This window comes from Pseudomonas sp. GNP012, from assembly GCF_054343835.1.
Genome location: NZ_JBTGUU010000001.1, coordinates 1730773 through 1755358, shown reverse-complemented (window position 1 = coordinate 1755358; position 24586 = coordinate 1730773). Strand labels below are relative to the sequence as shown.

Below are 24586 nucleotides of genomic sequence, written 5' to 3'. Positions count from 1 at the left end.
GTTGCACGCAGGCAAGGCTTCGCCGTCCCGTGCACTTCTTAGTGCCGGTTGGAGTTGATTGATGTTGTGTAAAACACCCTGACTGAACAGCGCCAGGGCATGTCTGCCGGACTTACAGATTACAAATCAGGAACTCAATTGATCCACTCCACATGAAAGCTGTAACGCCCCAGGAGCGGAGCCAGCACTTGCTGGCCAGTGCCGGCCCTGACGCAGGCAACCTGCCCACGACGATTGTCCTGCACGACTTCAACAGCAATATCCGAAAGCCCCAGTCGTTCCACTTCCTGCTGAACTACTTTGGCAATTTCGCGCTGCTGCAAAGCGGGCTTGAATATCTTGCCCACGGCAGTCAGTGGCAGTGCTTCGAGGATTTCAATTCGCTTGGGAACGGCTGCCCGCTCGCTGATGTTGAGATGAGCGAACGCCTCAAGTTCTTCGGCATTGCACACTTGCCCGGGGCGTAGTTGAACGTAGGCGACCGGCACCTCGCCCGAGTAGGCATCGGGACTGCCGATAGCGGCGGCCAGAGCGACGGCGGGATGCGCCTGAAGCGCCTCCTCGATTTGCTTGGGATCGATGTTGTGGCCGCCACGGATAATCAACTCCTTCTTGCGCCCGGTCAGCCAGAAATAACCCTGCGCATCCTGGCGACCCAGATCGCCCGTATTCAGCCAGCGCTGACCGTCGATGTCGATCCAGAGGCCGTGGTTATGACGCTCCTCCAGATAACCCTCGAAGAGGTTCGGACCGCAGATTGTGATCAGACCGATCTCATCCACGTTGGCGTCGCGCAGATACTCTCCCGAATCATTGAGCACGACCGCGCGCATATTCTGGTAGGCGATCCGTATCCCGATAGAGCCAATATGGCGCTCGCCATGGGGCGGATTGATTGATGAGACGCAGGCGCCCTCAGTGAGGCCGTAACCTTCAAGGATTTTTACCCCGGTACGGTTCTCGAACTCTCGGAAAAGCTCAGCCGGCATGGGTGCGGCGCCACACATGGCAAAGCGAAGACTGGACAGGTCGCGGCCCTGCCATTCATTTTGCAGAAGTGCGGCATAGACAGTGGGCACGCCGGAAAAGAGGTTGATACCGAAGTGCTCGACCATCTCCCAGAATCGTGGGATCACGCCCTCGCCACGATACCCTTGAGGCGTGCCGAGAATCACATGGTCGCCTTGAGTCCAAGGCATCAGCCCAGTCACCAGCTGGCCATTGACATGAAACAGCGGCAGGCCACAAAAGATAACCTGGCCACCATTGCGTGGCTGCAAGTGAGCGGCCACGGCCCATGCATTGAATACTTCAGAGCCATGGCTACGCGCGGCGATCTTGGGAAGTCCCGTGGTGCCGCCCGTACAGATGTAGGAGGAGCACTCATCCTGGCGAATTTGCCGTCCGCTCTTGAGGTGCGTGTGCGGCTGGGCATTCATCAGCGTTTGCCAATCGTGGATCGCAATATCGCTGTGTAAGTCTCGTTCCTTCAGTGCCACGGCTTTCAGGACCCCACGCACTGGTTCGTCGACATAGGGCGCCATGCCGACCCAAACGACAGACCTGATCCCGGGCAACTGATCCAGCTGCGAAGACAGTTTCGGCCACAAGTCGCTGCCTGGAGTCGGCGCGAGAGTCACCACCACCGATGCCTTCGCGGCATTCAGCAAGCCAGCCATCTGCTTGGCCTCAAGCAGAGGATTGATCGCCATGACGATCCCTGCCGCCTCCCCGCCCCATATCGTGAAATGGGTTTGCGGCAGGTTGGGCAGGATGAAGGCAATCACCTCGCCCGGTTTTATGCCCAGGTCATGGAAGGCATTTGCCGCGCGGGTGATATCCGCCAAGAGTTGGGAGTAGTTCCACTCGTGGGTGCGCTTGAAATCGGCGGCATCGACGAAGAAACTGAGCGCCGGTGCCTGAGGGGTGCGCTCGGCTGCCTGACGCAGCGCTTCATAAGTGCTGCAAGCCAGACCACGCTCCGACAAGGGGACTCGTTCGAGGCTTTCGATGTCATTCAGGGTCTGCACGACCATCAGGCTTCCCCCACGACTCGGTTGCGTTGTACGCCGAGGTCGACCACACCATCGGCACTGCGAATACGCGCCTCGACCACGTCACCGGCGTTAAGGTACTGCGTCCGGCCCTCTTGTGCCTTGAGGAAGAGTTTCCATTTGGTGGCTTCGGGCAGCAGGGCTGCTATGCGCATTTTGGCGGGTGACGGGATCGTCAGGGCACAGCCGGCAGGCGTACCGGTGGCGATCAGGTCTCCAACGGCGAGATCTTGCAAGGCAGAAAGTTCGGTCAGGGTTTCAGCGGGGCCGTAAACCAGGTTGGCCGTGCTGTCGTCCTGTCGCACCTGGTCGTTCACCGTCAGGCGTAGCTGCAGTTCCTTCAGGTAATGAATGTTCGAGGCATCCAGAAGGCACAGGTACGGGCCGACCGGACCGAAAGTGCGGTAGCTCTTGCCCTTGTAGAACTGCATCTGGGGAATCTGAATGTCACGCGCCGAGTAGTCATTGACAATGACGACACCTGCAATGAACTCATGCAGATTGGCGTCGGTGACAGCAACAGCGCCGGTGATCGAGCGCTTCATCACAAGGCCCAGCTCGATCTCGTAGTCAAGGAAGCGCACGTGGCGCGGCTTGATCAGGTCGCTGTCAGCCGCCACCAGGCAACTCGTCGCCTTGGTGAAGATCATGTTGAATTTCTTCGCATCAGGGTCCATGCCAGACTCGATCATGTGCTGACGGTAATTGGCACCCTGGCAGACAAACTGCTGGTTACGGGTCACCGGCGACAGCAGTTTTACTTCGCCCGCCTCCAACTCAGAACCTTTCAGTTGAGCGAGGTCGTCGAGACTGTTCTGGCTAATGAAGTCACCGGTGGTTTCGAAAACACCAGGGACAATTGTGATACGGCCCTGGCGAAGCACGCCCCAGTGGATACCGTTTTGATATTCAAAGCGGACTACGTGTACAGCAGACATTGAAGGTACTCCTGGAGCGGCGTTTGTCCCGCGTTCGGTGGCGCGGGAACTGTGGTGTTGTTCTGAAGGCGGGCTGGAAACGGTGTACACCCACGCACCGCCAGCAATCAAAGCGCCGGCTTTAAGCACGTCCCGCCGGCCAAACCGGGTTGAGTTGTCCGACATGGCGGCAGCTCTACCCAAACATCCGCATGAGTGTTATCAGCTTGCGAATGGTCAGGTCCGGGCTGCGTCGCAGGTTGCGGATCAGCAGCAGCACATTGGGTAGGGACAACTTGGGTTTGGTAAAGCTCTTGGGCATGCGCTGCCCCCACTGCGCCATTGCCTCGGGACTCACCGGATGAATGCCGGTAGGCCGAGTGGCCGTGAAAACATCTCCGTCGCAGTAATGCTCGTGCTTGTCGCCCCAAGGGTCTTGCCAGTAATCGAAGATCTGACTGCCCAGAATGTGCCGGCCGATGCCCCATGAGTGCGCCCAACCCCGCTCCCGCAGGACGCGCTGCCCCATGCCCACGGCGTCTGCATCGACAACTTCATAGGCGCTATGGCTGTAGGTGGCCATGAACCCTTGCGCAATCGCGAGCGTATGGTGAGCCGCGGGAATGTCACCGAGATCAAGGCGCATGAAAGTGACGATAGGCGTGCCGTCGTGGAGTACCTGCACATCGCTGGGAATAAACCCGAAATGCTGCGTATACCATGCACAGGTCGCTTGATAGTCGGCCACTTCAATGACGATGTGACCCAGTTTGAGGACTTCAGGGGGAGCAATCGGCGGACGCTGCGTGGCGTTGATCCGCGGTTGTTCCTGCGCCTGATTCCAGATGAGAGGAGCTCTGTGTGCCAGCGTCTTGCCCGGCGTCTGATCGCAGACGGCTTCCACAATGAAACCAGACGGATCCGTCAGTCTGACGCAATACCCTTTACCGGGATGTTCCGATTTCTCGACCGATGACGCACCCGGGATTCGAGTGAGCTTTTCCAGATCTTCCAGGGACTGCACGGCAAGTCCGAACCCGATAAAGCGCGCATGTTCGCCACGTTGGACACGGTAACAATAGGCAGTGGCTTCGGTGGCCCGCATATAGAGCGTATCGGCCTCCTGCCGACTGACCGTCAGGCCGAAGTCAGTCAGGAAACGCGCCGCCTCATTCAAGTCCGGCCGCTGGAAGATCAGGTGAGTCAGATCCTGGGCCTTTACCGTCGGCTGCGGATGCCGCGCAGGGTGTGGTGTCGTCAACCGGTGCAATTCGTTTTTGTTGTTCATTGTTTTTGTTTTCCGGGTTTTTAGGGCAAAGCTGTCCCGCCCCCCTGAAAAATCGGGGGTTTATCCAGTCAAATCAGTTACGGACTCAGTCGAGAGTAGGCAGTACCGGCAACTCCTGGATCGCCAACAGACGAGCCTCCTCTGGTGGCACACCCAATGCCCGCAACACCAGCTCAGCGGTGTCAGAGCCCGATTCGCGCCACGTTTTGTGACCTTCCAGTACCAGGAAAATCGAGCCAAGCACGCTGCTCGATATCAGCGTCAGTACCGAGAGCAATTGCTCCTGCGCAAACGTGTAGCGCCCAGTAGTAAGCCCGCTCAGAAGATCCTTGGTCGCCTGGCTGCTGAACATTTCGCGCAACGCCGAATTGCTCATGGCGAATTTATGGATGAACGCGCCCCACTGGGAGTCTTCATGCGCACGGCGAATGAAGAATCGAATGCCATTGGCAAGGCGATGAGCGGGATCCGAGAGGGAATCGAAGCTCTTGTTGATGCGCTCATGCATTTCCCTCGCGAGATGGCTGGCGACCGCCTCGAACAGGTTTTCCATGCTGTCGATGTTGCTATAGACCGTTCCGCGCGCTACGCCTGCCTCTTGTGCGAGATCGAGGATGTTCACTTGTGAGGTGCCTCTCTCGGCGAACAGGCGAAAGGCAGCTTGATGAATGCGGCGCTGTGTTGCACTCAGGGATTGCACGGTTCTCTCTCCAGGATTACCTCATGAACACATTGAACACTTGTGTTCACTTATCGTCAACCGCATTTTTATGCATGTTGGATTTTTCGTCTGAATATGGCATTTAACCCTAATAATCTAGATACCCTGATCGACGTCGCCGGATCAACACAAGTCCTTCACATTGACATAATTGAACACACATGTTCAATTATGTCACGATCTGGCTCGCCCTCTCGGCAGCCTTCAAACCGGCCCATCGATGGAATGCAGGAGCTCAACCTCTGAGCAAGTACTGTGCATACAGCGCTCAAACGGTATGACCCTCAGCGATCGCTGGCCGACTTTTCATTAGCTGAAGGACAGAACATGACCGGCTCAAATATCTTCAAACCGCTTCGATTACCCAACGGCACGGTGATTCCAAACCGAATCGCCAAGGCTGCTATGGAGGAGAACCTTGCCAATGAGGAACACGCACCAGGCGAAGCGCTGATTAAGCTCTACCAGCGTTGGGCGGAGGGTGGAGCCGGCCTGATCATCACTGGCAACGTAATGGTCGACCGCCACGCCTTGACCGGCCCAGCTGGCGTAGTGCTTGAGGACGATCGGGACCTGGGTAAATTCAAGCTATGGGCAGACGCTTGTCGCAGCCGTGGAGCCCAGGCCTGGATGCAAATCAATCATCCCGGACGGCAGCTCTTGGCTTCAATGGGGCAATCGGCAAGGGGCCCCTCCGCTGTTGCGGTCGATATTCCCGGACTTTCAAAAGCGTTTGTGCTGCCCAGGGCTTTAGAAGAGCAGGAGATCGAAGAGCTCATCGGGCGCTATACCCAAGCGGCGGTGCTGGCGGAGCGTGCCGGATTCACCGGCGTGCAGATTCATGCCGCGCATGGCTATCTATTCAGCCAATTCCTTTCGCCCTTGACCAATCGACGTGATGACTGCTGGGGCGGTAGCCTCGAAAATCGTGCAAAAATCCTATTGAAAACTATCGACGCAATTCGCCAGCGAGTGGCGCCGATTTTTTGCGTCGCTGTGAAGCTCAACTCGGCGGACTTTCAGCGCGGCGGGTTCGATGCCGAGGATGCGGCTCGCGTAGTGGAAATGCTTAACGCCAAGGCGGTCGACCTGGTCGAGTTGTCGGGTGGCAGCTACGAAAGTCCGGCCATGCAGGGGCAGACCCGCGATGGCAGCAGCCTGGCTCGAGAAGCCTACTTTCTCGAGTTCGCAGAAAAAATTGGAGAAATAGCGCGCATGCCGTTGATGGTCACCGGCGGCGTGCGCAGAAAGGAGGTCGCGGAGCGTGTGGTGAGCGGCTCGGTGTCGATGGTCGGACTTGCCACTGCACTGGCAATCGAGCCAGCCCTGCCGAAACAGTGGATGGCAGGTCGGGACATCAAGGTGGAGCCCATCGTCGTCCGCTGGAAGAACAAGACGCTGGCATCGCTGGCAGTGGCATCGGTGATCAAGAAGCAGCTCGGCTTGCTAAGTCAAGGGAAACGGACAAAACCCGGGACGTCGCCACTCATGGCATTGATCGGCAATCAGTTGAAGGCCCGTCGCCAGGCGAAGAGCTATCGGCAATGGATCGATCAAGCCAGGTAGATCAAGAACGATATCGGATCAGGCCGGTAGCGGCTTGCTGGCGATTTCCCTGGCTCTGGCAGGTGTGACGCCCAGAGCCTGGAGAACCATTTCGGCGACCCGTAGATCGTGCTCCACTACTGCCCGCCCCTCGACAACCGAGCGCATTGCTCCGGTTGTGCACGACAATACAATATCCAGGGCGACCCCTTCGTCCTCGTAAGCAAGCGCGCCCGCACGCAGCCCCTCACGCAGATCGCCCAGTACATGGTCAGCCAGACGCGAGCGCATCGCCTGGTCGAAATGGATGATACGCAGCAACGCATTCGCCCATTGGTGGTCGGCAGCGGCCCGGCACACAAACATGCGCACACCGATCGAAAGCCGCTGTGCTCCGCAGTGCACATCCGCGTTCAGGACGGCAATGGCGTCGGAGAACTCGGCGGCCATGGCAATGCCCACTGCTTCGAAGACTTCGTCGCGCGTTCGGAAATAGTTGTAGATGGTGCCGTTGGATACCTCTGCCTCCGCGGCCACCTCGAGCAGTGTGATTTCCCCCGCCTCCTTACGTGCGACAAGGCGCAATGCCGCGTCCATCAGGCCACGACGGGTGCGCTCACGCTTCTTGTGCCCCCGAGTGAGAGGTTCTGGTACAGCAGCTTCTAAAGGAGGTGTGGAGGAATGCATGATCAAGCTCGTAATCTAATCGGCTCGTTGATGGTAATGGAAGCGCTGTCAGCAGTGGCGTCATCACTCATCAGCAGGTCCCGGCAGTCTTGAAGGAGTCTGCTGGCCTCTGTGCCAGGGGCGTGGTGCATGATGATACGGTCAGGACGAACGGCGACCAATGTTCCTTTTGCAGCCAGCGACAGGATCTCATGGTTCATGTCTTCAATGAAGTCACAACGGCCGTCGGAGCGTAGGCCACGGGGTCTGACTTCCAGGAAGTGGCCGCCCATCTTTTCCCAGGCAACGATTTGATCAGTGGTGAGCAGTGATAAGGGGTCGACACCGAATCCAACCAGGGTCAGGTTGTCGCCCAGCGCATCGTCGCTCAGCGTGATCTGCTTTTGCAGGGTGCGAACCCAAGCCTGGGGAAACAGGCTGCCACGTACCAGCTTATCGCCGCGACGATGTGGCACGAACAAGCCTTTCTTGAAGGTGTTCTTCGGCTTGATGTCCAACTGCTCGAAGTACCTTCTGGTGGCGGGGGTCAATCCCAGCATGCGCATCAAGCCGTGGATAAAGAACGCTGCGATCTTGTTCTTGGGCATGACCAGGCGACCCATGAGTTTCGCCAGATTAATCATGGCCTGAGCATGTGGTCGCCGCTCTACGTCATAAGTATCGAGTATCGCCGGCGCCGCATGACCACGAAGAACCCAAGCCAGCTTCCAGGCCAGGTTGGCACCATCACGCAGGCCCGCTACGAGACCTTGTCCCACAAAAGGGGGAGTGATGTGTGCGGCGTCGCCGACCAGGAAAGTACGCCCCTTACTGAATCTATTGCAGCAACGCGCGTGGAATCGATAGACCGCCTTGCGCTCGATTTCCAGTTCCTGCGGATTGACCCATGGCGCAATGAGCCGCGCGATGCTTTCCGGGCTTTCCAGCTCCTCCCGGGATTCGCCGGGCTGCAGCATGAATTCCCAGCGTTCCCTGCCACCGGGGGCGGGCATGTGCGGCGTGGGCCGCCGCGGATCACAGATAAATTCAATGTGATCAATGGCTGACTGATGCCGGTTCCTGGCATCGACAATCAGCCAATCCTCTGCATAGGTTTGCCCTTCGAACTCCTGGCCGATCAGTGCCCTGACCCTGGAGCTGGCGCCATCCGCTCCGATCAGGTACTGGGCGCGAACGGAGTGCGAATGCCCATTTTCATCCCGTACGGTGGCGATCACGCCGTCCGCTTCCTCAACCAGACTCTCCAGCTCGAAACCACCCAGGCTGGTCACTGATTTGAGTCGGGAAACCTGGCCACGCATCGCTCGCTCGAGGTCGGGTTGATAGAAGGTCACAAGCTTGGGATGGCCATCGATGCACCCTTGAGTATCGGCTCGACCGAATTGCCCGAGGACCGGAGAGTGCATCTTCACTTCAGGGATAACGATCTTCTCGAAAGCGTCCTCCGACAATCCGGCGAGTTGCAAGATGCGCAGGGCTTCGTTGTCCAGAGCAATGGCACGAGGCATCAGTACGATTTCATGGAGCTTGTCCAGCACCAGGGTCGTAACCCCGTAGCGGCCGAGCAGCGCCGCGATTGTCGCCCCTACCGGACCGTTACCGACGATCAGTACATCGACGGTGGAGGTAGGCAATTCGGAAACGTTCTTGTTGTTGTTCATCTCGAGCCCTTGTTGTGATTGAAGTCGTGAGGCGCATAGGTCTCATCGTCAGGCGGAATCAAGATAAGCAAAATTGAGACATATTTCAATATTGATGATTTTGTCATATTTTTTTGAGATAATTGAAAAGCCGTGATGTGGTCGAATGAACCAGCGCAGAGGCCAGGTGTCACTGCCCGCGTTTAGGCAAACAAGGCTCGTGGCATAAAGTTTTGGGTACGCCAGTTTCCGACCGACGACGCTTGGCGTCAGGGTCGATCAGGGGTGTCATGGGAACAGTGGCCCATGACTAAAGCGCGTCACTGCGAGGGACCGAGGCTAGATCGAAGACGATCGATACCGTGCGAATTTTCAGCACCACGTTTTAAGTTTTCAGGAATTACCCGTGGCCCGTCCGCAGCCCCATCCAACCCCCGTCCTGCTGAGCTTCGGCGAGTTCGAGCTCGATGAGGCCAACGCTTGCTTGTTCCACGCTGGGCAAGCGGTGGCTTTGGCGCCGACCCCTTTCCTGTTGTTATGTGTGCTTGCCCGCCAGCCGGGGTCATTGGTATCCAAGGATTCTTTACTGGATGCGGTGTGGGGGCATCGGTTTGTCAGTGATTCAGTCCTGAAAACGGCCATCAGTGACCTGCGCAAGGTATTGGGCGATGACCCCAAGCACCCTCGTTTTATTGAGACGGTGTCGCGGCGCGGCTATCGCTTCATCGCCGTCTCGTCTCTTACTGCTTCGGTGCCTCCTGCATCTACGGCAGTCCCGGAAGCCGGCTCACCTCAATTGCCGACATTCATCGGTCGCATTGCCGAAGTCGCCAGGCTGCAACGGGCGTGGGAACGGGTTAGTGGAGGCCAGCGGGCCGTAGTTTGGCTGGCTGGAGAACCGGGGATCGGCAAAACCACATTGATCGAGCATTTTCTTGCCGGTCTTGGCGGCATCGCCTGCGCCCGCGGCCATTGCATGGAGCACTTCGGCACCGGTGAACCGTACCTGCCGGTACTGGAGGCGTTGGCCGATCTGTGCCGCAGCGACCCGACCCTGCCGGCGTTGTTGCGCGAAGTAGCACCCACCTGGCTGTTGCAATTGCCGTGGCTGAGTAGCACGCAGGAACGAGACACATTGCGGCGCGAGCTGGCCGGCGTCGGCCCGGAACGCATGCTGAGGGAATTTGGTGAATTGTTGGACCGCTTCACAGAACTGCGCCCGCTGTTGCTGGTAACCGAAGATCTGCACTGGAGCGACCGGGCGACGGTTCAGTTGATTAACTACATGGCGCGACGCCGTGGCCCCGCACGGCTCATGTGGCTATCAAGCTTGCGTCTTGCCGAAGTGGTGGCTCTCGAACATCCACTCAGCTCATTACGTCACGAACTGCGTCTGCAACGCTTGTGCGAGGAAGTAGTACTCGACCCGTTTTCCGAAACCGAGGTCGCCGACTATGTGGCGTTGCGTTCAGCCTCACTGGCATGCAATGAAACCTTCGTGCGCGCCCTGCACGAACGGACCGACGGCGTACCGTTGTTCGTTTCCTCAATCATCACTGAAGTGATGGATGTAAAAGAGGACGAAACCACCATCGAAGCTCGGCTGGCGGATCTGGTGGTTCCCGAGAACCTTGCGGCCATCATCGATCACTACATTGCCAAGCTGGCTCCCGAGCAACGAACACTTCTCTGCGCGGCTGCGGTGTGCGGGTCCGATTTCCGGATTGAGACGGTTTCGCTCGCCCTCGAGCGCAATCTCTCTTCGGTGATCGGGGCCTGTGAGGAACTGATGCGTGAGCAGGTATGGCTCACACAATCGCGGACACCCGATATTGACGAAGCGGTAGAGCGGCCTTACTCGTTCCGCCATGCCCTTTTTCGTCAGGTACTGTACGAACGCACGCCTCGTCCGTTGCGCATCGATCTCCATCGCCAGGTTGGCACTGTCCTCGAACGCGAGCGCTCGACCGGTGTGCCGGTTGCGGCCTCGGAACTGGCGATGCACTTCGACCGTGCTCGGCTACCGATGATCGCGCTGCGCTATTACGCCGAAGCGGCAGAAGCCGCGCTACTGCACTTCAGCCCGGACTTGTGCATCGGCCTCACTGAGCGCGCCTTGGCCCTACTTATGCAGGCCCCCGCAGGAGCGGAACGCGATACGCTCGAAATTACCTTGGCCACGTTGCAGGGGGTTTCGGCTTTCCACATGTTCGGTGTCGGCAGCAAGGCCAAGGGCGCTTTCGAGCGGGGTTACACTCTGCTAGTGGAAGTCCCCGAGCACCCCATGCGCGGTCGCCTTTTGCACGGATTCGGCTATCTACTCGGTCTACGCGGCGACTATTTGCAGGCGTTGGAAGTGGCAGAGCGCGCTGAGGCTCTCTCCCTTAACGCAAACGACCAAGAGCTCATGCTGGCGGCATGCATCGTTCAGGGCGAGGTGCATCACCTCCAGGGCCGCACGAAAATGACACGCAGCTGGTTAGAGCGCGCCCTCGCGATCGCCGAGCCGCTGGGCATAGGGACAAACGAGATCTTTGCGGCAGATCCCCAGGTCATGCTGCACGGCATGCTGGCTATCGAGCTGGTTCGGTCTGGTCTGATTGAGCAAGGGCGAACCCATATGCAGCAGGCACGAACCCGCGCGCATACGCTTCGACAACCTATGACATGGCTGGTCGCTACCTGGCAGGAGGTGTTGATCGAGGTACGACTGGGAAACTCTGTGCGGGTGGCAGCGCTGGCTGATGACATGCACAAGCTCGTCGATGAATATTCGCTCGCGCTTGGGCGCACGGCTTGCCGCTGGTGGCGCGGCTGGGCCGACGCGCGCAACGGTGCCCCCCACGACGGCTACCGTCACATCCGTGAGGCCTACGAGGAACACACTGGACTCGGTATGCGCTCCGGTGCCAGCGAGGTACTCGGCTACGCCGCCGAGGCGCTGCTACTGACAGGCGATTACGACGCAGCGCACGTTGAATTGCAGGAAGCCCTCCGGGTGGGAGAGGAATTGGGCGAACGCGTATACCTGCCGCAACTGTTGCTGTTGGAGGCCGCGATCGCTCGAGCTCAGGATCGGTCGGATGCCAGTAACGCGGCGGTACGGGCTGCGATTGAAGAGGCGCGCGACCAGGAAGCATTGTGGCTGGAGCTGCTCGCGCTGGTTGAATTATGTGAGTACCACGACGCCGTACCAGCGGATCGCCAAGCATTGGTGATGCTGATTGATCAGTTACCCGAAACGCATGCAACCGAACAGGTCAAACGTGCACGCTCGCTGGTTGAGGCTGCTAAACGGGCTTGAAGTGACGGTTGTGGGAGCGGAGGTCATCCGACCGAAGTCTGACCTTTTGCTTACGACTCGAACCAGGGGGACGGCTTACGCTGGCATCGAACCTTCTAGAACCCCAGGTCTGCGATGAGCCTTAACCCTGAATCCAAATACCCGAGCCGCCGCGCATACGTCGTCAAGCTGCGCAGTGATGCCGGACCGGAGGCCCTGATGGGCCGACTCGAAAACCTGGTCACCGGACGTCAGCGCGAGTTCTCGTGCGCCGAAGAGTTGCTGGAGTCGATTGGCGAGGATCTGGCGACAGCAGTCGGTGAGCAGGCGATAGAAAGCGATGGTGAATGATCCTTTCCAGCATCGACAGACAAAGCGCATGGCGACCGAACGCTGACGGTTCGCTGACGACTTTGCGCACGCAGTCCCCCTACGCTGACGCCACCTCGAACTACACGAGTCCATTTCTAATGCCGCGACTTTCAATCCCCCATCCGCTGCCTTGCCATGCCGGTGGGGCAACTTTGCAACGTACCAAGTGCCCGACCGCGGTTGTCATGGCGGCGGCCTTGGCCACGTCGATCGCCTTCGCCCTTTCTGGCTGCTCCACACCGGTCGCCAAACCCTCGGTCGACGTGCCAAGCAACTTCGCCGCGAGTACGGCGTCCGAGATGGAACCCGAGGCGGCCTGGTGGGAGGTCTACCACGACCCATTGCTGACGGATCTGGTCCGTCGAGCCGCGCGGGAGAACCGCGACGTCAAGATTGCCGCCGAACGGTTGCGTGCCGCGCGTGCTGGAGAAACGGTCAGCCAATCCTGGCTACTTCCGAGCGTCGGTGCGTCGGTCTCCGGCAGTGACCGCAGCACCGGCTTCAATTCGGCCATAAAGCAGGGGTATCCGGATATCAAGAGCGCCAGTGCGGGCTTGGACGTCTCGTGGGAACTCGATCTGAGTGGCCGCCTTAGAGCCGGCGCGGCGGCGGCTGACGCCGATGCGCTAGCCGCGGAACACAGCATGCGGGGAGTACGCCTGCTGGTGATGAGCGATGTCGTCAGCAACTATTTCACACTGGTCGGCGCGCAACGCCAGGTCGCAACGCTACGAGCAATCTCGGCGATGCAGGATGAAACGCTGCGCTTGGTTACCGCACGTCAACAGGTGGGGCTGGCATCCGCCTTCGACGTCGAGCGCGCACAAACCGACGCCTTGTCGGCGCGGGCGCAGATTCCGCCGTTGGAGACCCAAGTGGCGGTGGCCCGCCACCGTATCGCGGTGTTGATCGCCGACCAGTCTTTCAACAGCACCAACATTCAGCCCTCGAGCGGCGATATGACGGATGTGCCTGAGGCCAAGCCCGGGCAGCCGGCCGAATTGCTGCAACGCCGACCTGACGTGCTGGCGTTGATGGCTCAACTCGACGCTGCCAATGCACGTCGTCAGCAAGCGAAAGCTGAGTGGTTCCCGCAACTTTTTCTCGGTGCGTCCTTTGGACGCCAGGGTCTGAACCTGAACGGAGCCGATCTTGGTGCTGCGCGCTTCACCAATGTCGCGGGTCTGCTGGCAATGCCGCTCTTCAACGCGGGGCGTACGCAAGCAATCAACGATGCGGCCGAAAGTGCTCAACAAGAGGCCGTACTACGTGCCGAAGACGGCATCGTGCGTGCGCTTGAGGATGTGGAAAACGCCTTGGTCACACTTGCGCAGGAACGCCGCCGTTCCGGGTCGCTGCAATTGGCCGCCGCTTCCGCAGAGACGGCGCAAAGTCGCGCCCAGTCGCTCTATAACCGCGGACAGATCGACCTGTTGCCACTGCTGGACTCGCAGCGCGCGCGCCTGGCGGCACGCCTGAGTTCCAACGAAAGCAACACCCGCCTGCTGCTTGATAGCGTGCAGCTCTACAAGGCACTGGGCGGGGGCTGGCAGGTGTTCGAACAACCCGCCACTCCAACCGCATCCACCAAAGCCGAACGGCCACCACTTTCCTAAGAATCTGTCGTTTTCCAAAGAGGAACCGTCTTGAAGAATTCCCTTACTGCGGCCGGCATCTTGGCCGTAGCGGTCATGCTGTCCGCGTGTAGCCCCGACCAGCCCTCTGTGCAGGCACCACGACCGGTGCGCACCGTTGCAATCAGCTACGACAATGCCCGCGACATCAGTCGCTATGTGGGCACCGTACAGTCGCGACATGAGGTAGACCAGGCCTTCCGCGTGGGTGGCAAGGTAGACCAGCGCAAGGTCGATGTAGGCCAGTTTGTGCGTGAAGGCGACATCCTGGCTGTGCTGGATGATAGCGACTACCGCCTCGCTGAGGAAACGTCGCGACAACAGTGGTCGGTTGCCGTCGAGCAGACTCGCCAAGCCGACTCGGACAATCAGCGCCTGTCCGCGCTAAAGACTGACGGCTCGGTCAGTGCGGCCGATGCCGAGCGCGCGCATACCAATGCCCAAACCGCGCATGCGACCGCCGAGGCCGAAGCGCGAAAGCTCGAACTCGCGCGCAACCGGCTCAAGTACACCGTGCTGCGCGCCTCGCGTAGCGGCGTCGTCACGGCTGTGCGCTTTGAGGCAGGGCAGGTCGTGCCGGAGGGTCAACCGGTTGTCTCGATCGCGAACCCGGGCGAATCCGAGATCGTCATCGACGTGCCCGAGGATCAACTGGCTGTCTTCAAGGACGCGCGCTTCAAGGCCTCGCTGGCCAGTGCGCCGAACGAGATCTTCGATGTCACGCTGCGCGAGCTGTCGCCACAGGCGGCAGCGCAGACACGCACCTATCGCGCGCGGCTCAAGCCGTTACAGGCACTGCCGCTGGGCGCCACCGCCACGGTGATGGCCGAGCGAGTCATGACCAGTGTATCTGTGGCGGCAGTGCCAGCCACGGCATTGACGCAGAACGGCGGTCAGCCGGCGCTGTGGGTGGTCACGCCCACGGGCAAGGACCCCGTAGGCATCGTCGATCTGGAGCGTGTGGCAGTTTGGGGTTACCGCAACGACCAGGTGCTCGTCTCCGGGCCGCAGGCTGGCGCATTGATCGTCACCGCCGGTGTCCAGAAGATGACGTCCGGACTGAAGGTCGCGCTTCCCGGTGCGGCGATTGTTGACGCGAATACCACGCAGCAGGCCACTCGATGAACAATTTCAACCTCACCGACTGGGCGCTGCGCCATCGCGCCATCGTTCTGTTCATGCTCCTCATTGTCGCGGTGGCCGGCGCCTTCAGCTTCACCCGGCTCGGCCAGCTCGAGGATCCGAACTTTTCCGTGCCTTCCATGACCGCCATGGTCATCTGGCCGGGCGCCACTGCCCAGCAGTTGCAGGACCAGGTCCTCAACCGTATGGAGAAGAAATTCGAGCAGATTGACAACTTCGAGAAGGTTGTCACCTATGCGCGGCAAGGCTATGCCGGCATGACGCTCACCGTGCGCGGCGGCACTTCCAAGGCTGACCAGCGCGAAGCCTGGTACCAGGCGCGCAAGAAACTCAACGACCTGAGCCTCGAGATGCCTGACGGCGTGATCGGCCCGATCCTCAACGACGAGTACGGCGACGTGTATGGCTTGATGTACGCGGTCAAGGGCGACGGTGTCGGCCACGCCGACCTGTCGGACGCGGCCGAGGACATCAAGCGCCAGATGCTGAAGGTGCCGATGGTCAAAAAGATCGATCTGATCGGCAAGCAGGCCAAGCGTGTCTACGTCGAGTTCTCACACGAACGCCTGGCAGCGCTGGGCATTACACCGCTGGCCATCGCCGAAAGCCTCAAGAGCCAGAACGCGATGTTGCCCGCAGGCCAGATCGACACCCGAGGCGACCGCGTCATGGTGCGCGTGAGCGGCCAATTCGCCAGCGAAGAGGCTATCCGCAATGTGCCCATCTCCGCGGGCAGCCGGCTGATCAAGCTCGGCGACGTCGCGACCGTTACCCGTGGCTTCGAGGATCCGCCGACCTACACGGTACGTCACAATGGCCAACCCGTACTGATGCTCGGCATCACGATGACCAGCGACGGCAACATCGTGGACCTTGGCAAGGCGATGGACATGGCAGTCGCCAAGATCCAGTCGGAACTTCCGCATGGTGTGGAGCTGGAGCTGGTGGCCGATCAGCCCACCACGGTGAGGGATGCAATCCTGGACTTCGGGCGCGCGCTAGTCGAGGCGCTAATCATCGTGATTGCGGTGAGCCTGGCCAGTCTGGGCTGGCGCGCAGGCCTCGTGGTCGCAGCCACGGTGCCGCTGGTGCTGGGCGGCGTGGCGCTGGTGATGTTGGCGATGGGCTGGAACCTCGAGCGCATCTCGCTCGGCTCACTGATTATCGCGTTGGGACTACTGGTGGATGACGCCATCATCGCCATCGAGATGATGGTGGCGAAGATGGAAACCGGCATGGACCGCGTGAAGGCCGCCGCCTTCTCCTATCAGTCCACCGCCATGCCGCGCCTGACCGGCGCGCTGATCACGGTCGTGGGCTTTCTGCCGATCGGCCTGTCGAAGTCCACCACCGGCGAGTACGCGGGGGGCATTTTCTGGATCGTCGGCGCCGCAGTGCTGTTCTCGTGGATCTGTTCCGGCATCTTCACACCGTACCTGGCGGTCAAGATGCTGCCCAACGACTTGGGCACGCACCAGCACGCTGATCCACACGACACCAAGTTTTACCGCAGCCTGCGCCGCCTGATCGACGCCGCCATCGAGCGTCGCTGGGTGGTCATCGGTGCGACGGTGGGCGCTCTGGTGCTTGCTCTGGCCTGTATCAAGCTGGTGCCGCAGCAATTCTTCCCCAACAGTTCGCGTCCTGAACTGGTCATTGACCTGCGTGTCAAGGAAGGCTCCTCGTTCGCCGCGACGACCGAGCAGGTCAAGCACATGGAGGAGATCCTGGCGAAAGACGAGGACGTGCGTTTCTATACCGCCTACACCGGCGCCGGCGCACCGCGCTTCTATCTCTCGCTCAACCCCGAGCTGCCCAATCCGGGTTTTGCCCAGTTCGTTGTGATGACCAAAGATCTGGAGGCACGCGAGCGAGTACGTGCGCGGCTGGTGGCCTCGGCTGACCAACAATTCCCGCAGGCGTGGGTGCGCGTGACCCGGCTCGAGTTGGGGCCGCCTGTCGGCTACCCGGTGCAGTTCCGCGTCGTAGGCCCCGATACCCAGGTGGTGCGCAAGATCGCCCGCGACGTAGAGAAGGTAGTGGCGTCCAATCCGAAGGTGCGCGACCTCCAGCTCGACTGGAATGACCCGGTGCGAACACTGAAAGTGGAGCTTGATCAGGACAAGGCGAGCGCGCTTGGCCTCACGCCGGCCGACGTGTCGCTGGCGACCCAGACCGTGATGAACGGCGCAACCCTGTCGCAGCTGCGTGAGCGCGAGGACCTGATCGACATCGTGGCCCGTGCCGTGCCAGAGGAACGCTTGAACCTCGACACACTGAAAAACATCAACCTTTACACACGCCAGGGCACAGTGGTGCCGCTGTCGCAAGTCGCCCAGGTGCGCGCTGAACTGGAAGAGCCAGTACTGTGGCGCCGTAACCGCGACATGGCGATCACTGTGCGTGCGGACGTGAAGGATGGTGAACAGGGTGTATCGGTGACGCAGGAAATCCAGCCGTTGCTCAAGGACATCGAAGCCAAGCTGCCGACCGGATACCGCATCGATGTAGGCGGAGCGGTTGAGGAAAGTGACAAGGCCAACAAGGCGCTGCTCGCGGTAGCCCCGTTGATGCTGGTCACTATCCTGCTATTGCTCATGCTGCAATTGCAGAACTTTTCCCGCATGTGGATGGTGATGCTGACCGCACCGCTGGGCTTGATCGGTGTGGTGCCCGCGCTGCTGGTGTTTCAATCGCCGCTGGGCTTCGTCGCGATCCTGGGCATCATCGCACTGGGTGGCATGATCATGCGCAACGCGGTGATCCTGATCGATCAAATACAAATCGAGATCGCTGAGGGCCGCGCCCCCTGGAATGCTGTGCTGGATGCCGCCATTCACCGAGCGCGTCCGGTGATGCTGACGGCGCTGGCCACCGTTCTTGCGATGATCCCGTTAACGCGCAGCGTGTTTTGGGGGCCGATGGCGATCGCGATCATGGGCGGCCTCACTGTGGCGACGCTGCTGACGATTTTCTTCGTCCCGGCGCTATACGCCGCATGGTTCAAGGTGGATCGCCAGACGACCACTGATACCCAAAAGGTACGGGGGAAGGCCACGCTTGCTTCTGAGTGATGAGTGCCGTGACTTTTGTCCCCGGCCCCACCGCTGTTAGAGAAGTTTTTTCAGCACGGTTTCTGAAACAACCGAGGTCAGCGGTGGGGGGGGCCTGCGAAAATTCCTTTTCTTTCGCACTTCGCGGCTCACAGGCAAGGCTGATGGCCATAATAGCTGCTGACGGCATAGCCCACGATCAGCATGCGGATCATCAGCTCAGGGTCAATCGAAGGACGCCCAATTGGGCTTTAAAAATCGGCGAGGTAATGGCGCAAGTCGCTGGTCCGCGCAGTGATACATGCCAAATCGGCGTTTCGCCCCTACGCCATTTCCGAAGCCGGCGCCCAGGGACTGATGCAGTTGATGCCCGCCACCGCCGAGCACTTCGCCGTGGACGATCCGTTCGACGCACGACAGAACATTCGTGGCGGCGTGCGCCACCTGGCCTGGCTGCTCAAGCGCTTCAACGGCAACCAGGTGCTGGCGTTGGCAGGTTACAACGCCGGCGAAGCGTCCGTGGTCGAGTACAACGGGGTGCCTCCCTACGCCGAGACGCAATCCTACGTCACCCTCGTGCAGTCCTTGACCGAGCGCTATCGCAACCATCGCTAGTACCCTGGGGCGCATAACCCGCAACAGGTAATACGCCGGGCGGGGAATGGATCAAGCGAACTTCCACGCTCACCGGTGGCTATCGACCCATAGCGACCCGTCACAGCCTCTGGAAAACCTGGCGCTACTCGTCCACGCTGACGCCCGATCCGCCTGATTCGCTGGGGACATCCTTCAGCTTGGGCAACCCATCCTTGATGCGCAGCCTGGCCTCCTGATAGTGGACATGAACGCCTGGCGAATACACGAGATCCGGGATGACAGCGGCATACACGTCGATGAGCCCCATCCCCGGGTGTTCGGTGAAGAGGTGCCCGCCGCAACGCTTGCACCACTTGCGATAACTCTGCGGTGTCTTGTTGTAGGTGCCAATGTTGTCAGCCCCCCGGGTTACTTGCACCGCCTCGGGTTTCCACAGCGTGAAGGCATTGACCGGCGCTGCTGACCAATGTCGACACGACTCGCAATGGCAATAGCCCATTGCAGCCGGCTCACCGCTGACGGTGAACTCGACTGCGCCGCAAAAACAACTGCCTTTGTAAGACCTTTGAATGCTCATGGAATGACTCCTTCATCAGTTGTTACGCATACCGTCGAAGTTGAGATGGATCGCCTGAGCGTTGGTGACTTTCACCCGTCGATATAGCGCACCGCTGTCGCCGGCGTGCGTCGCACCTGCAGTTCGAAAATGTCAGGGCGCGCATAGTGCCCGGTGACGTCGAGCGTGCGCCGCGCTGGCGCCACGAGTGAGACGTCGATGTCCGCATACAGAATGCCTGTCTCTCGGTGCAGTGGACCGGCTGTGATCCGGCCTTGAGGGTTGACCACCACCGAGTCGCCGTCGTTGATCCACTCTTGCGGATCGGGAAACAGTTGCATGCGAGCCGGAAAGTCATCGGGAATGTCGCTGCCGCGCAGCGAGGTGCCACTGCCGAGCACCCAGCATCGCCCTTCGAGTGCAATGTGACGCATCGTGCTGATCCAGCCCTCGCCGGTGTCGTACGTGGGGGCGACGTAGATTTCCACGCCCTGGGCATACAATGAATAGCGCGCCAGGGGCATGTAGTTTTCCCAGCAGATGAGCGTACCAATGCGGCCGACGGGTGTATCGACCGTACGCAACCCTGACGCATCACCGAAACCGTGGACCATGCGCTCGGGGTTCGTTGGCATCAGCTTGCGATGCCGGTTGAGCACTTCGCCGTCCGTACCGATAACGACTACGCTGTTGTAGAGCGTGCCGCCTCCATTACGCCCCTCGCATTCATTGATGCCGCATACGATTGTCACGGCATGAGCGCTGGCGGCCTCGCACAATTCGTTCAGGTCACCGTTCGCGATATCGACGGCGTTGGCCAGCAGACGCGTGTGCAACTGGCCCATTAAAGCTCCGTCTTTTCCCGCCGCCAGCCGCCAGATCCACGACGGGTAACCTGGAATGAACGATTCGGGTAAAACAATCAACGAGGCTCCCGCCGCCGCGGCCTCAGCGACCGATTGCACGGCTCGGGCGATCGTCGCGCTGCGATCGAGCAGCACTGGCGGCCGCTGAATGATGGCTATCTTGGTCATGACGTTCTCCTGAGACAGTGGGTTTCGCAGGTTTGAGCGTGCACGTGGCGAAGTCGCGAGGCTAGTTCAGAAACTGAAGCGTTGTAGTTGCGGAGTACAGGCGATGGACGAAAGCTACGGTCAGTTTTGTACGGTCGCGCGTGGTGCTGAAGCACTGTGCGAGCGCTGGACGCCTTTGGTCGTGCGCGAGCTGCTATGTGGCAGTAAGCGCTTCAATGAACTGCACCGCGGCGTACCGCGAATGTCCACCAGCTTGCTGGCACAGCGGCTGCGCCACCTGGAAGATATCGGTGTCGTACATCGCACAGCCGCAGGCAAGGTCTGGGAGTACAGCCTGACCGAGGCAGGCGAGGAATTGCGCCCCATCATAATGGCGCTAGGCCATTGGGGCGCGCGCTGGATAGGTAGCCGCCTTCGCGATAACGAACTCGACGCGGGCCTGCTCATGTGGGACGTGCGCCGGTTCGCGCGCATCGAGATGTTCCCGTCCCGGTCGGTGGTCATCCACTTCAGGTTCCGCGACGCGCGCTCCGGCGAGCAAGAGTGGTGGCTCGTGGTCGAACATGGCGTGGCAGATCTGTGCCGCGATGACCCCGGACGCGAACTCACGCTCGTCGTAGACTCTAGCGTGCGCGCCTTGACAGAGGTGTGGACTGGCGACCGCACACCCAGGGAGGTTCTTCAGTCGCGGGAGCTGCGTGTAGACGGCGCTGTGCAGGATGCGGAAAACTTGTGGCGCTGGCTTGGCACGAGTGCGTTCGCCGGTTCCCGGAGCGCTGCAATCCAGCCTTTGCAATCGCCATAGAGAACTGTCCGCTTGTGGCCATCAGCCAATTGCAGACTTCAACGCCGGCGCACGGTTATGATCGCGGAGACCCAGGCGCCCTTGGACCCACGCTCATGCCAGCCTCGAAAACCCTCCCCTCCCCCGCGCCGCTGCTCAAACCCGGTGAGACGGTGGTGTTGTTCGACGGTGTCTGCAAGCTGTGCAATGGCTGGGTGAGGTTCGTGATTCGCCATGACCGCCAGCGGCGCGTGCGGTTGGCGGCGGTTCAGTCACCCGAGGGGCAGGCGCTGCTTGCCTGGGCAGGTTTGCCCATGGATCAATTCCACAGCATGGCGGTGATCCGCGACCGATACTACTGGGAGCGTTCGCAAGCATTTTTCGAAGTCTTTGCCCAGTTGCCCGCCATCTGGCGCCCTGTGAACCTGTTACGCATCATCCCTCGCCAACTTCGAGATTGGGCCTACGACCGCATTGCGCTCAATCGTTATCGGCTCTTTGGCAAATACGACACCTGCCTGTTGCCGGATCCGGATCATGAGCAGCGCTTTTTGAAAGCGCCCCGGTGAACGCCTTGAGGCGACGTGACGAGCTGGATCATTACCCGGCTTGAAGCTATACCGAAAGGGTTCCGGGCGGGGATGGACCACACACTCGATTAGCGTCTGAGGAGAATTTCACGGTGTCGAATCAGCTGGTCATACGCAACATGACCCGTCCCGAACTGGACGAACTCGTCGAGTGGGCTGCCCGTGAGGGCTGGAACCCCGGCCTTCACGATGCCGAGCTGTTCTGGGCCACGGACCCTGCCGCCTTCATCGCGGCGTCCCGGGGCGAGGAATTGATCGGCGGTGGCGCCATCACCTCCTACCATGGCGAATTCGGTTTCATGGGCTTTTTCATCGTCCGGCCCGAGTATCGCAGCCAGGGCCTGGGCAATACCCTCTGGCACGCACGCCGCGAGCGACTCCTCGCCCGCCTGCGCCCGGGGGCGAGCATCGGCATGGATGGCGTCTTCGCGATGCAGGACTACTACGCCAAGGGTGGTTTCGTCTTCTCCCATCGCAACCTGCGTTTTCGTGCCGAAATCACCGAGCGCCCGACGACCTCCCAGGCAGACGACCAGGACATCGTCCCGTTGGCCGCCTTCCCGTTCGATCAGGTGGTCGATTACGACCGCACCTGCTTCCCCGCCCCGCGCGCAACCTTCCTGAGCGGGTGGATAACCCAGGCCGATGCACTCGCCGTGGGTTGTCGGCGCGAAGGCAGGCTGAGCGGCTATGGCGTAATAAGGCGCTGCCGGGAAGGCTGCAAGATCGGTCCCTTGTTCGCCGATGACGCCCTGGCGGCCAATGCCCTCTACGCGCGCCTGGCGGAATTTGCGCAGGGTGGCCCGCTGTTTCTCGATGCCCCGGAGAACAACCCCGCCGCCATGGCGCTCGTGCGCCAACAGGGCATGACCGAGGTGTTCGGCTGCGCCCGCATGTACCTCGGCCCTCCTCCGGCGATCGCGCACGAACGTGTGTTCGGCGTCACCACCTTCGAGCTGGGCTGATGTCCGCCCGCGACCTCATCGGTTATGGCGGCCGTCCACCCCACCCGCGATGGCCCGGTGAAGCGCGCGTCGCGGTCCAGTTCGTACTCAACATCGAAGAAGGCGCGGAATCCTGCCTCCTCAATGGCGATCCCCAGTCCGAAGCCTGGCTTCACGAGCTACCCGGCCGCCCGCCGTGTGTGGGGGAACCGGACTTGAGCGTCGAGGGCATGTACGAATACGGATCGCGCGCAGGGGTGTGGCGCATTCTGGAACTGTTCGGCGCCCGAGGCCTGCCGCTGACCGCCTTCGCCGTCGGCCGGGCACTGGAACTCACCCCGGCGATCGGCCAGGCGCTCTGCGCGGCCGGGCATGAGATTGCCGGGCATGGCTACCGTTGGCTGGACTATCGCGACATGCCTGAAGACCAGGAGCGGCACCATATCCGCCTCACCCTCGACGTGATCGAGCAGGCCTGCGGCAAACGCCCCGTCGGTTGGTACACAGGAAGGGTCAGCCAGAACACCCGCCGCTTGTTGCGTGAGGAAGGCGGGTTTCTCTACAGCTCGGACGCCTACAACGATGACCTGCCCTACTGGCTCCCGGGCTCGCCCGCTCACCTGGTGATCCCCTACACACTGGTCAACAACGACGCCCGCTATCTGCTGCCAAACGGTTTCGCCTGCGGTGAAGACTTCTTCCGGCTGCTCAAGGACGCGTTCGACCTGCTGTGGCAGGAAGGCGCGCAACACCCGAAGATGATGAGCGTCGGCCTGCATGGGCGGATCAGTGGCCATCCCGGTCGTGCGATGGCACTGGCGCGCTTTCTCGATTACGTGCAAGGCCACGATGCGGTGTGGATCTGCCGGCGCGAAGAGATTGCCAGGCACTGGATAGCCCGGTTCCCTGCCTGAGTGGGGTTCGCAACGGCCTGAGCCTCGCAGGCTTGTCAAAATCACCCGTTCTGCATCAGGCGCCCTGCTCCTCCTTGAACATCGTCGAGGCGTTGCCTGCCACTCATGTGCGTTTTGGGTCGGTTTCAGCCGGTCATGGAAGGCAGAAACCGACCCAAAGCTGATGGTGGCCACAGGCAGAAATCGGCCGATTCTGTTGAAAAAGTCGACCATGGTTTCCGCAGCAGAAAAGTATGCGTCCGAGATTGAAGTCTTTACTTTCGGCAGAGGCTTCCGGACTCAGATTTCACGTAGCGGTGGGCAAAAAAGGCGTTTTAACCAGTCAATGACCAGGCTGTTTGGGCGAACCGACTTTTTCAACAGAATCGGCCAGAAACGGACGCTCACCTGAAGGTCCTTATCGGTTTTGGCTACCTCCTTCAATCCATACCTACATATTGCAAACCACGACCGTGCAAGTATTCGCTCAACACAAGCTCCGCATCAGTTCCAAGACATCACACATGCTCCAACGTTCTCGACTGTGCGATAGACTACGGGCAATATTCATTTGCCCTCGGGCAACAGTTCTTCCAGCAACGTTACCTTCCTCTGCAACTGATCTACATGCGCCCTCTCAGCGCGTAGAGCCGAACGAAGCTCCTTGTTCTCCGACTCATGAATGCGCGCCCAGCGCAAAGTCGTACGGCAATTGACAATCGTGTCCCACACCTTTTGCAACTTCAGATAATGGGCCAGCAGCAGCACAGCAATCACCACCATCATCACCAGGGCTGCTGTCGAAATTACATCCGTCGTAGTCATGTTGAATCCTTTCGCTAAGTCATTTA

General features: G+C 60.2%; 19 protein-coding genes and 1 pseudogene. 11 read left to right on the top strand and 9 right to left on the bottom strand.

Going from position 1 to position 24586, the window contains the following annotated elements:
• Window positions 1–134: 134 nt before the first annotated feature.
• From ACXX83_RS07930 to ACXX83_RS07915, 4 genes are all read right to left on the bottom strand, one after another.
• Entirely contained in the window at window positions 135–2036 is a 1902-nt protein-coding gene (locus ACXX83_RS07930; RefSeq protein WP_458548045.1) for an acyl-CoA synthetase, read from the bottom strand.
• Entirely contained in the window at window positions 2036–2992 is a 957-nt protein-coding gene (locus ACXX83_RS07925; RefSeq protein WP_015094698.1) for a fumarylacetoacetate hydrolase family protein, read from the bottom strand. Before ACXX83_RS07925 ends, ACXX83_RS07930 begins: the two co-directional genes overlap by 1 nt.
• 175 nt (window positions 2993–3167) lie before the next feature.
• On the bottom strand, window positions 3168–4259 hold the full coding sequence (locus tag ACXX83_RS07920; protein ID WP_458548044.1) for a VOC family protein: 1092 nt from the start codon (window positions 4257–4259) through the stop codon (window positions 3168–3170).
• Between the two features lie 85 nt (window positions 4260–4344).
• A complete protein-coding gene (locus ACXX83_RS07915) occupies window positions 4345–4959 on the bottom strand; it encodes a TetR/AcrR family transcriptional regulator (RefSeq protein WP_015094696.1) in 615 nt (204 codons plus the stop codon).
• Window positions 4960–5307: 348 nt separating this feature from the next.
• Between ACXX83_RS07915 and ACXX83_RS07910 the strand changes: the two genes are divergently transcribed.
• Entirely contained in the window at window positions 5308–6546 is a 1239-nt protein-coding gene (locus tag ACXX83_RS07910) for an NADH:flavin oxidoreductase/NADH oxidase family protein (protein ID WP_015094695.1), read from the top strand.
• 18 nt (window positions 6547–6564) lie between these two features.
• Here ACXX83_RS07910 and ACXX83_RS07905 read toward each other — a convergent pair whose 3' ends face one another.
• Both ACXX83_RS07905 and mhpA read right to left on the bottom strand, forming a co-directional pair.
• The gene (locus ACXX83_RS07905; protein ID WP_217838011.1) at window positions 6565–7212 is read right to left on the bottom strand and encodes a TetR/AcrR family transcriptional regulator; all 648 of its coding nucleotides are present in this window, start codon (window positions 7210–7212) and stop codon (window positions 6565–6567) included.
• A gap of 2 nt (window positions 7213–7214) precedes the next feature.
• Window positions 7215–8873 carry a bifunctional 3-(3-hydroxy-phenyl)propionate/3-hydroxycinnamic acid hydroxylase MhpA gene (gene mhpA, locus ACXX83_RS07900; RefSeq protein WP_458548043.1) on the bottom strand — a complete coding sequence of 553 codons (1659 nt, stop codon included), beginning with the start codon at window positions 8871–8873 and terminating at the stop codon, window positions 7215–7217.
• Between the two features lie 385 nt (window positions 8874–9258).
• Between mhpA and ACXX83_RS07895 the strand changes: the two genes are divergently transcribed.
• The 6 genes and pseudogenes from ACXX83_RS07895 to ACXX83_RS07870 all read left to right on the top strand — a co-directional run.
• On the top strand, window positions 9259–12156 hold the full coding sequence (locus ACXX83_RS07895) for an AAA family ATPase (protein WP_458548042.1): 2898 nt from the start codon (window positions 9259–9261) through the stop codon (window positions 12154–12156).
• A 114-nt stretch (window positions 12157–12270) separates the two neighbouring features.
• Window positions 12271–12486, top strand: a complete 216-nt coding sequence (locus tag ACXX83_RS07890) for a hypothetical protein (protein ID WP_015094691.1) — start codon at window positions 12271–12273, stop codon at window positions 12484–12486.
• A gap of 218 nt (window positions 12487–12704) precedes the next feature.
• Window positions 12705–14123: an efflux transporter outer membrane subunit gene (locus ACXX83_RS07885; protein ID WP_458548041.1), complete on the top strand. Its 1419-nt coding sequence runs from the start codon at window positions 12705–12707 to the stop codon at window positions 14121–14123.
• Window positions 14124–14153: 30 nt separating this feature from the next.
• Complete coding sequence (locus ACXX83_RS07880; RefSeq protein ID WP_217838008.1) at window positions 14154–15266, top strand: efflux RND transporter periplasmic adaptor subunit; 1113 nt, start codon at window positions 14154–14156, stop codon at window positions 15264–15266.
• On the top strand, window positions 15263–18358 hold the full coding sequence (locus tag ACXX83_RS07875; protein ID WP_458548040.1) for an efflux RND transporter permease subunit: 3096 nt from the start codon (window positions 15263–15265) through the stop codon (window positions 18356–18358). Before ACXX83_RS07880 ends, ACXX83_RS07875 begins: the two co-directional genes overlap by 4 nt.
• A 255-nt stretch (window positions 18359–18613) precedes the next feature.
• Window positions 18614–18952: pseudogene (locus tag ACXX83_RS07870) on the top strand (lytic transglycosylase domain-containing protein); the annotation flags it as partial.
• Between the two features lie 124 nt (window positions 18953–19076).
• On the opposite strand, the gene ACXX83_RS07865 reads toward ACXX83_RS07870, so the two are convergent.
• The gene (locus tag ACXX83_RS07865; RefSeq protein ID WP_458548039.1) at window positions 19077–19511 is read right to left on the bottom strand and encodes a GFA family protein; all 435 of its coding nucleotides are present in this window, start codon (window positions 19509–19511) and stop codon (window positions 19077–19079) included.
• A 71-nt stretch (window positions 19512–19582) separates the two neighbouring features.
• A complete protein-coding gene (locus ACXX83_RS07860) occupies window positions 19583–20524 on the bottom strand; it encodes a carbon-nitrogen hydrolase family protein (protein ID WP_407801800.1) in 942 nt (313 codons plus the stop codon).
• Between the two features lie 103 nt (window positions 20525–20627).
• Here ACXX83_RS07860 and ACXX83_RS07855 point away from each other — a divergent pair, with 103 nt between their 5' ends.
• The 4 genes from ACXX83_RS07855 (at window position 20628) to ACXX83_RS07840 (ending at window position 23756) form a co-directional block, all read left to right on the top strand.
• Window positions 20628–21329, top strand: a complete 702-nt coding sequence (locus tag ACXX83_RS07855; RefSeq protein WP_217838004.1) for a winged helix-turn-helix transcriptional regulator — start codon at window positions 20628–20630, stop codon at window positions 21327–21329.
• A gap of 95 nt (window positions 21330–21424) precedes the next feature.
• The gene (locus ACXX83_RS07850; protein ID WP_458550168.1) at window positions 21425–21877 is read left to right on the top strand and encodes a thiol-disulfide oxidoreductase DCC family protein; all 453 of its coding nucleotides are present in this window, start codon (window positions 21425–21427) and stop codon (window positions 21875–21877) included.
• A gap of 113 nt (window positions 21878–21990) precedes the next feature.
• Complete coding sequence (locus ACXX83_RS07845) at window positions 21991–22863, top strand: GNAT family N-acetyltransferase (protein ID WP_095967176.1); 873 nt, start codon at window positions 21991–21993, stop codon at window positions 22861–22863.
• A complete protein-coding gene (locus ACXX83_RS07840) occupies window positions 22863–23756 on the top strand; it encodes a polysaccharide deacetylase family protein (RefSeq protein WP_458548038.1) in 894 nt (297 codons plus the stop codon). The genes ACXX83_RS07845 and ACXX83_RS07840 overlap by 1 nt, the downstream gene beginning before the upstream one ends.
• A 546-nt stretch (window positions 23757–24302) precedes the next feature.
• Here ACXX83_RS07840 and ACXX83_RS07835 read toward each other — a convergent pair.
• Window positions 24303–24560, bottom strand: a complete 258-nt coding sequence (locus tag ACXX83_RS07835; RefSeq protein WP_458548037.1) for a hypothetical protein — start codon at window positions 24558–24560, stop codon at window positions 24303–24305.
• Between the last annotated feature and the right edge of the window lie 26 nt (window positions 24561–24586).

Excerpts from the sequence above, each read along its gene's own strand:
- ACXX83_RS07855 (WP_217838004.1), top strand. The coding sequence starts at position 20,628 with ATGGACGAAAGCTACGGTCAGTTTTGTACGGTCGCGCGTGGTGCTGAA.
- ACXX83_RS07905 (WP_217838011.1), bottom strand. The coding sequence starts at position 7,212 with ATGCATTCCTCCACACCTCCTTTAGAAGCTGCTGTACCAGAACCTCTC.
- ACXX83_RS07875 (WP_458548040.1), top strand. The coding sequence starts at position 15,263 with ATGAACAATTTCAACCTCACCGACTGGGCGCTGCGCCATCGCGCCATC.
- ACXX83_RS07920 (WP_458548044.1), bottom strand. The coding sequence starts at position 4,259 with ATGAACAACAAAAACGAATTGCACCGGTTGACGACACCACACCCTGCG.
- ACXX83_RS07850 (WP_458550168.1), top strand. The coding sequence starts at position 21,425 with ATGCCAGCCTCGAAAACCCTCCCCTCCCCCGCGCCGCTGCTCAAACCC.
- ACXX83_RS07925 (WP_015094698.1), bottom strand. The coding sequence starts at position 2,992 with ATGTCTGCTGTACACGTAGTCCGCTTTGAATATCAAAACGGTATCCAC.
- ACXX83_RS07860 (WP_407801800.1), bottom strand. The coding sequence starts at position 20,524 with ATGACCAAGATAGCCATCATTCAGCGGCCGCCAGTGCTGCTCGATCGC.
- ACXX83_RS07930 (WP_458548045.1), bottom strand. The coding sequence starts at position 2,036 with ATGGTCGTGCAGACCCTGAATGACATCGAAAGCCTCGAACGAGTCCCC.
- ACXX83_RS07865 (WP_458548039.1), bottom strand. The coding sequence starts at position 19,511 with ATGAGCATTCAAAGGTCTTACAAAGGCAGTTGTTTTTGCGGCGCAGTC.
- ACXX83_RS07835 (WP_458548037.1), bottom strand. The coding sequence starts at position 24,560 with ATGACTACGACGGATGTAATTTCGACAGCAGCCCTGGTGATGATGGTG.
- ACXX83_RS07890 (WP_015094691.1), top strand. The coding sequence starts at position 12,271 with ATGAGCCTTAACCCTGAATCCAAATACCCGAGCCGCCGCGCATACGTC.
- ACXX83_RS07910 (WP_015094695.1), top strand. The coding sequence starts at position 5,308 with ATGACCGGCTCAAATATCTTCAAACCGCTTCGATTACCCAACGGCACG.
- mhpA (WP_458548043.1), bottom strand. The coding sequence starts at position 8,873 with ATGAACAACAACAAGAACGTTTCCGAATTGCCTACCTCCACCGTCGAT.
- ACXX83_RS07840 (WP_458548038.1), top strand. The coding sequence starts at position 22,863 with ATGTCCGCCCGCGACCTCATCGGTTATGGCGGCCGTCCACCCCACCCG.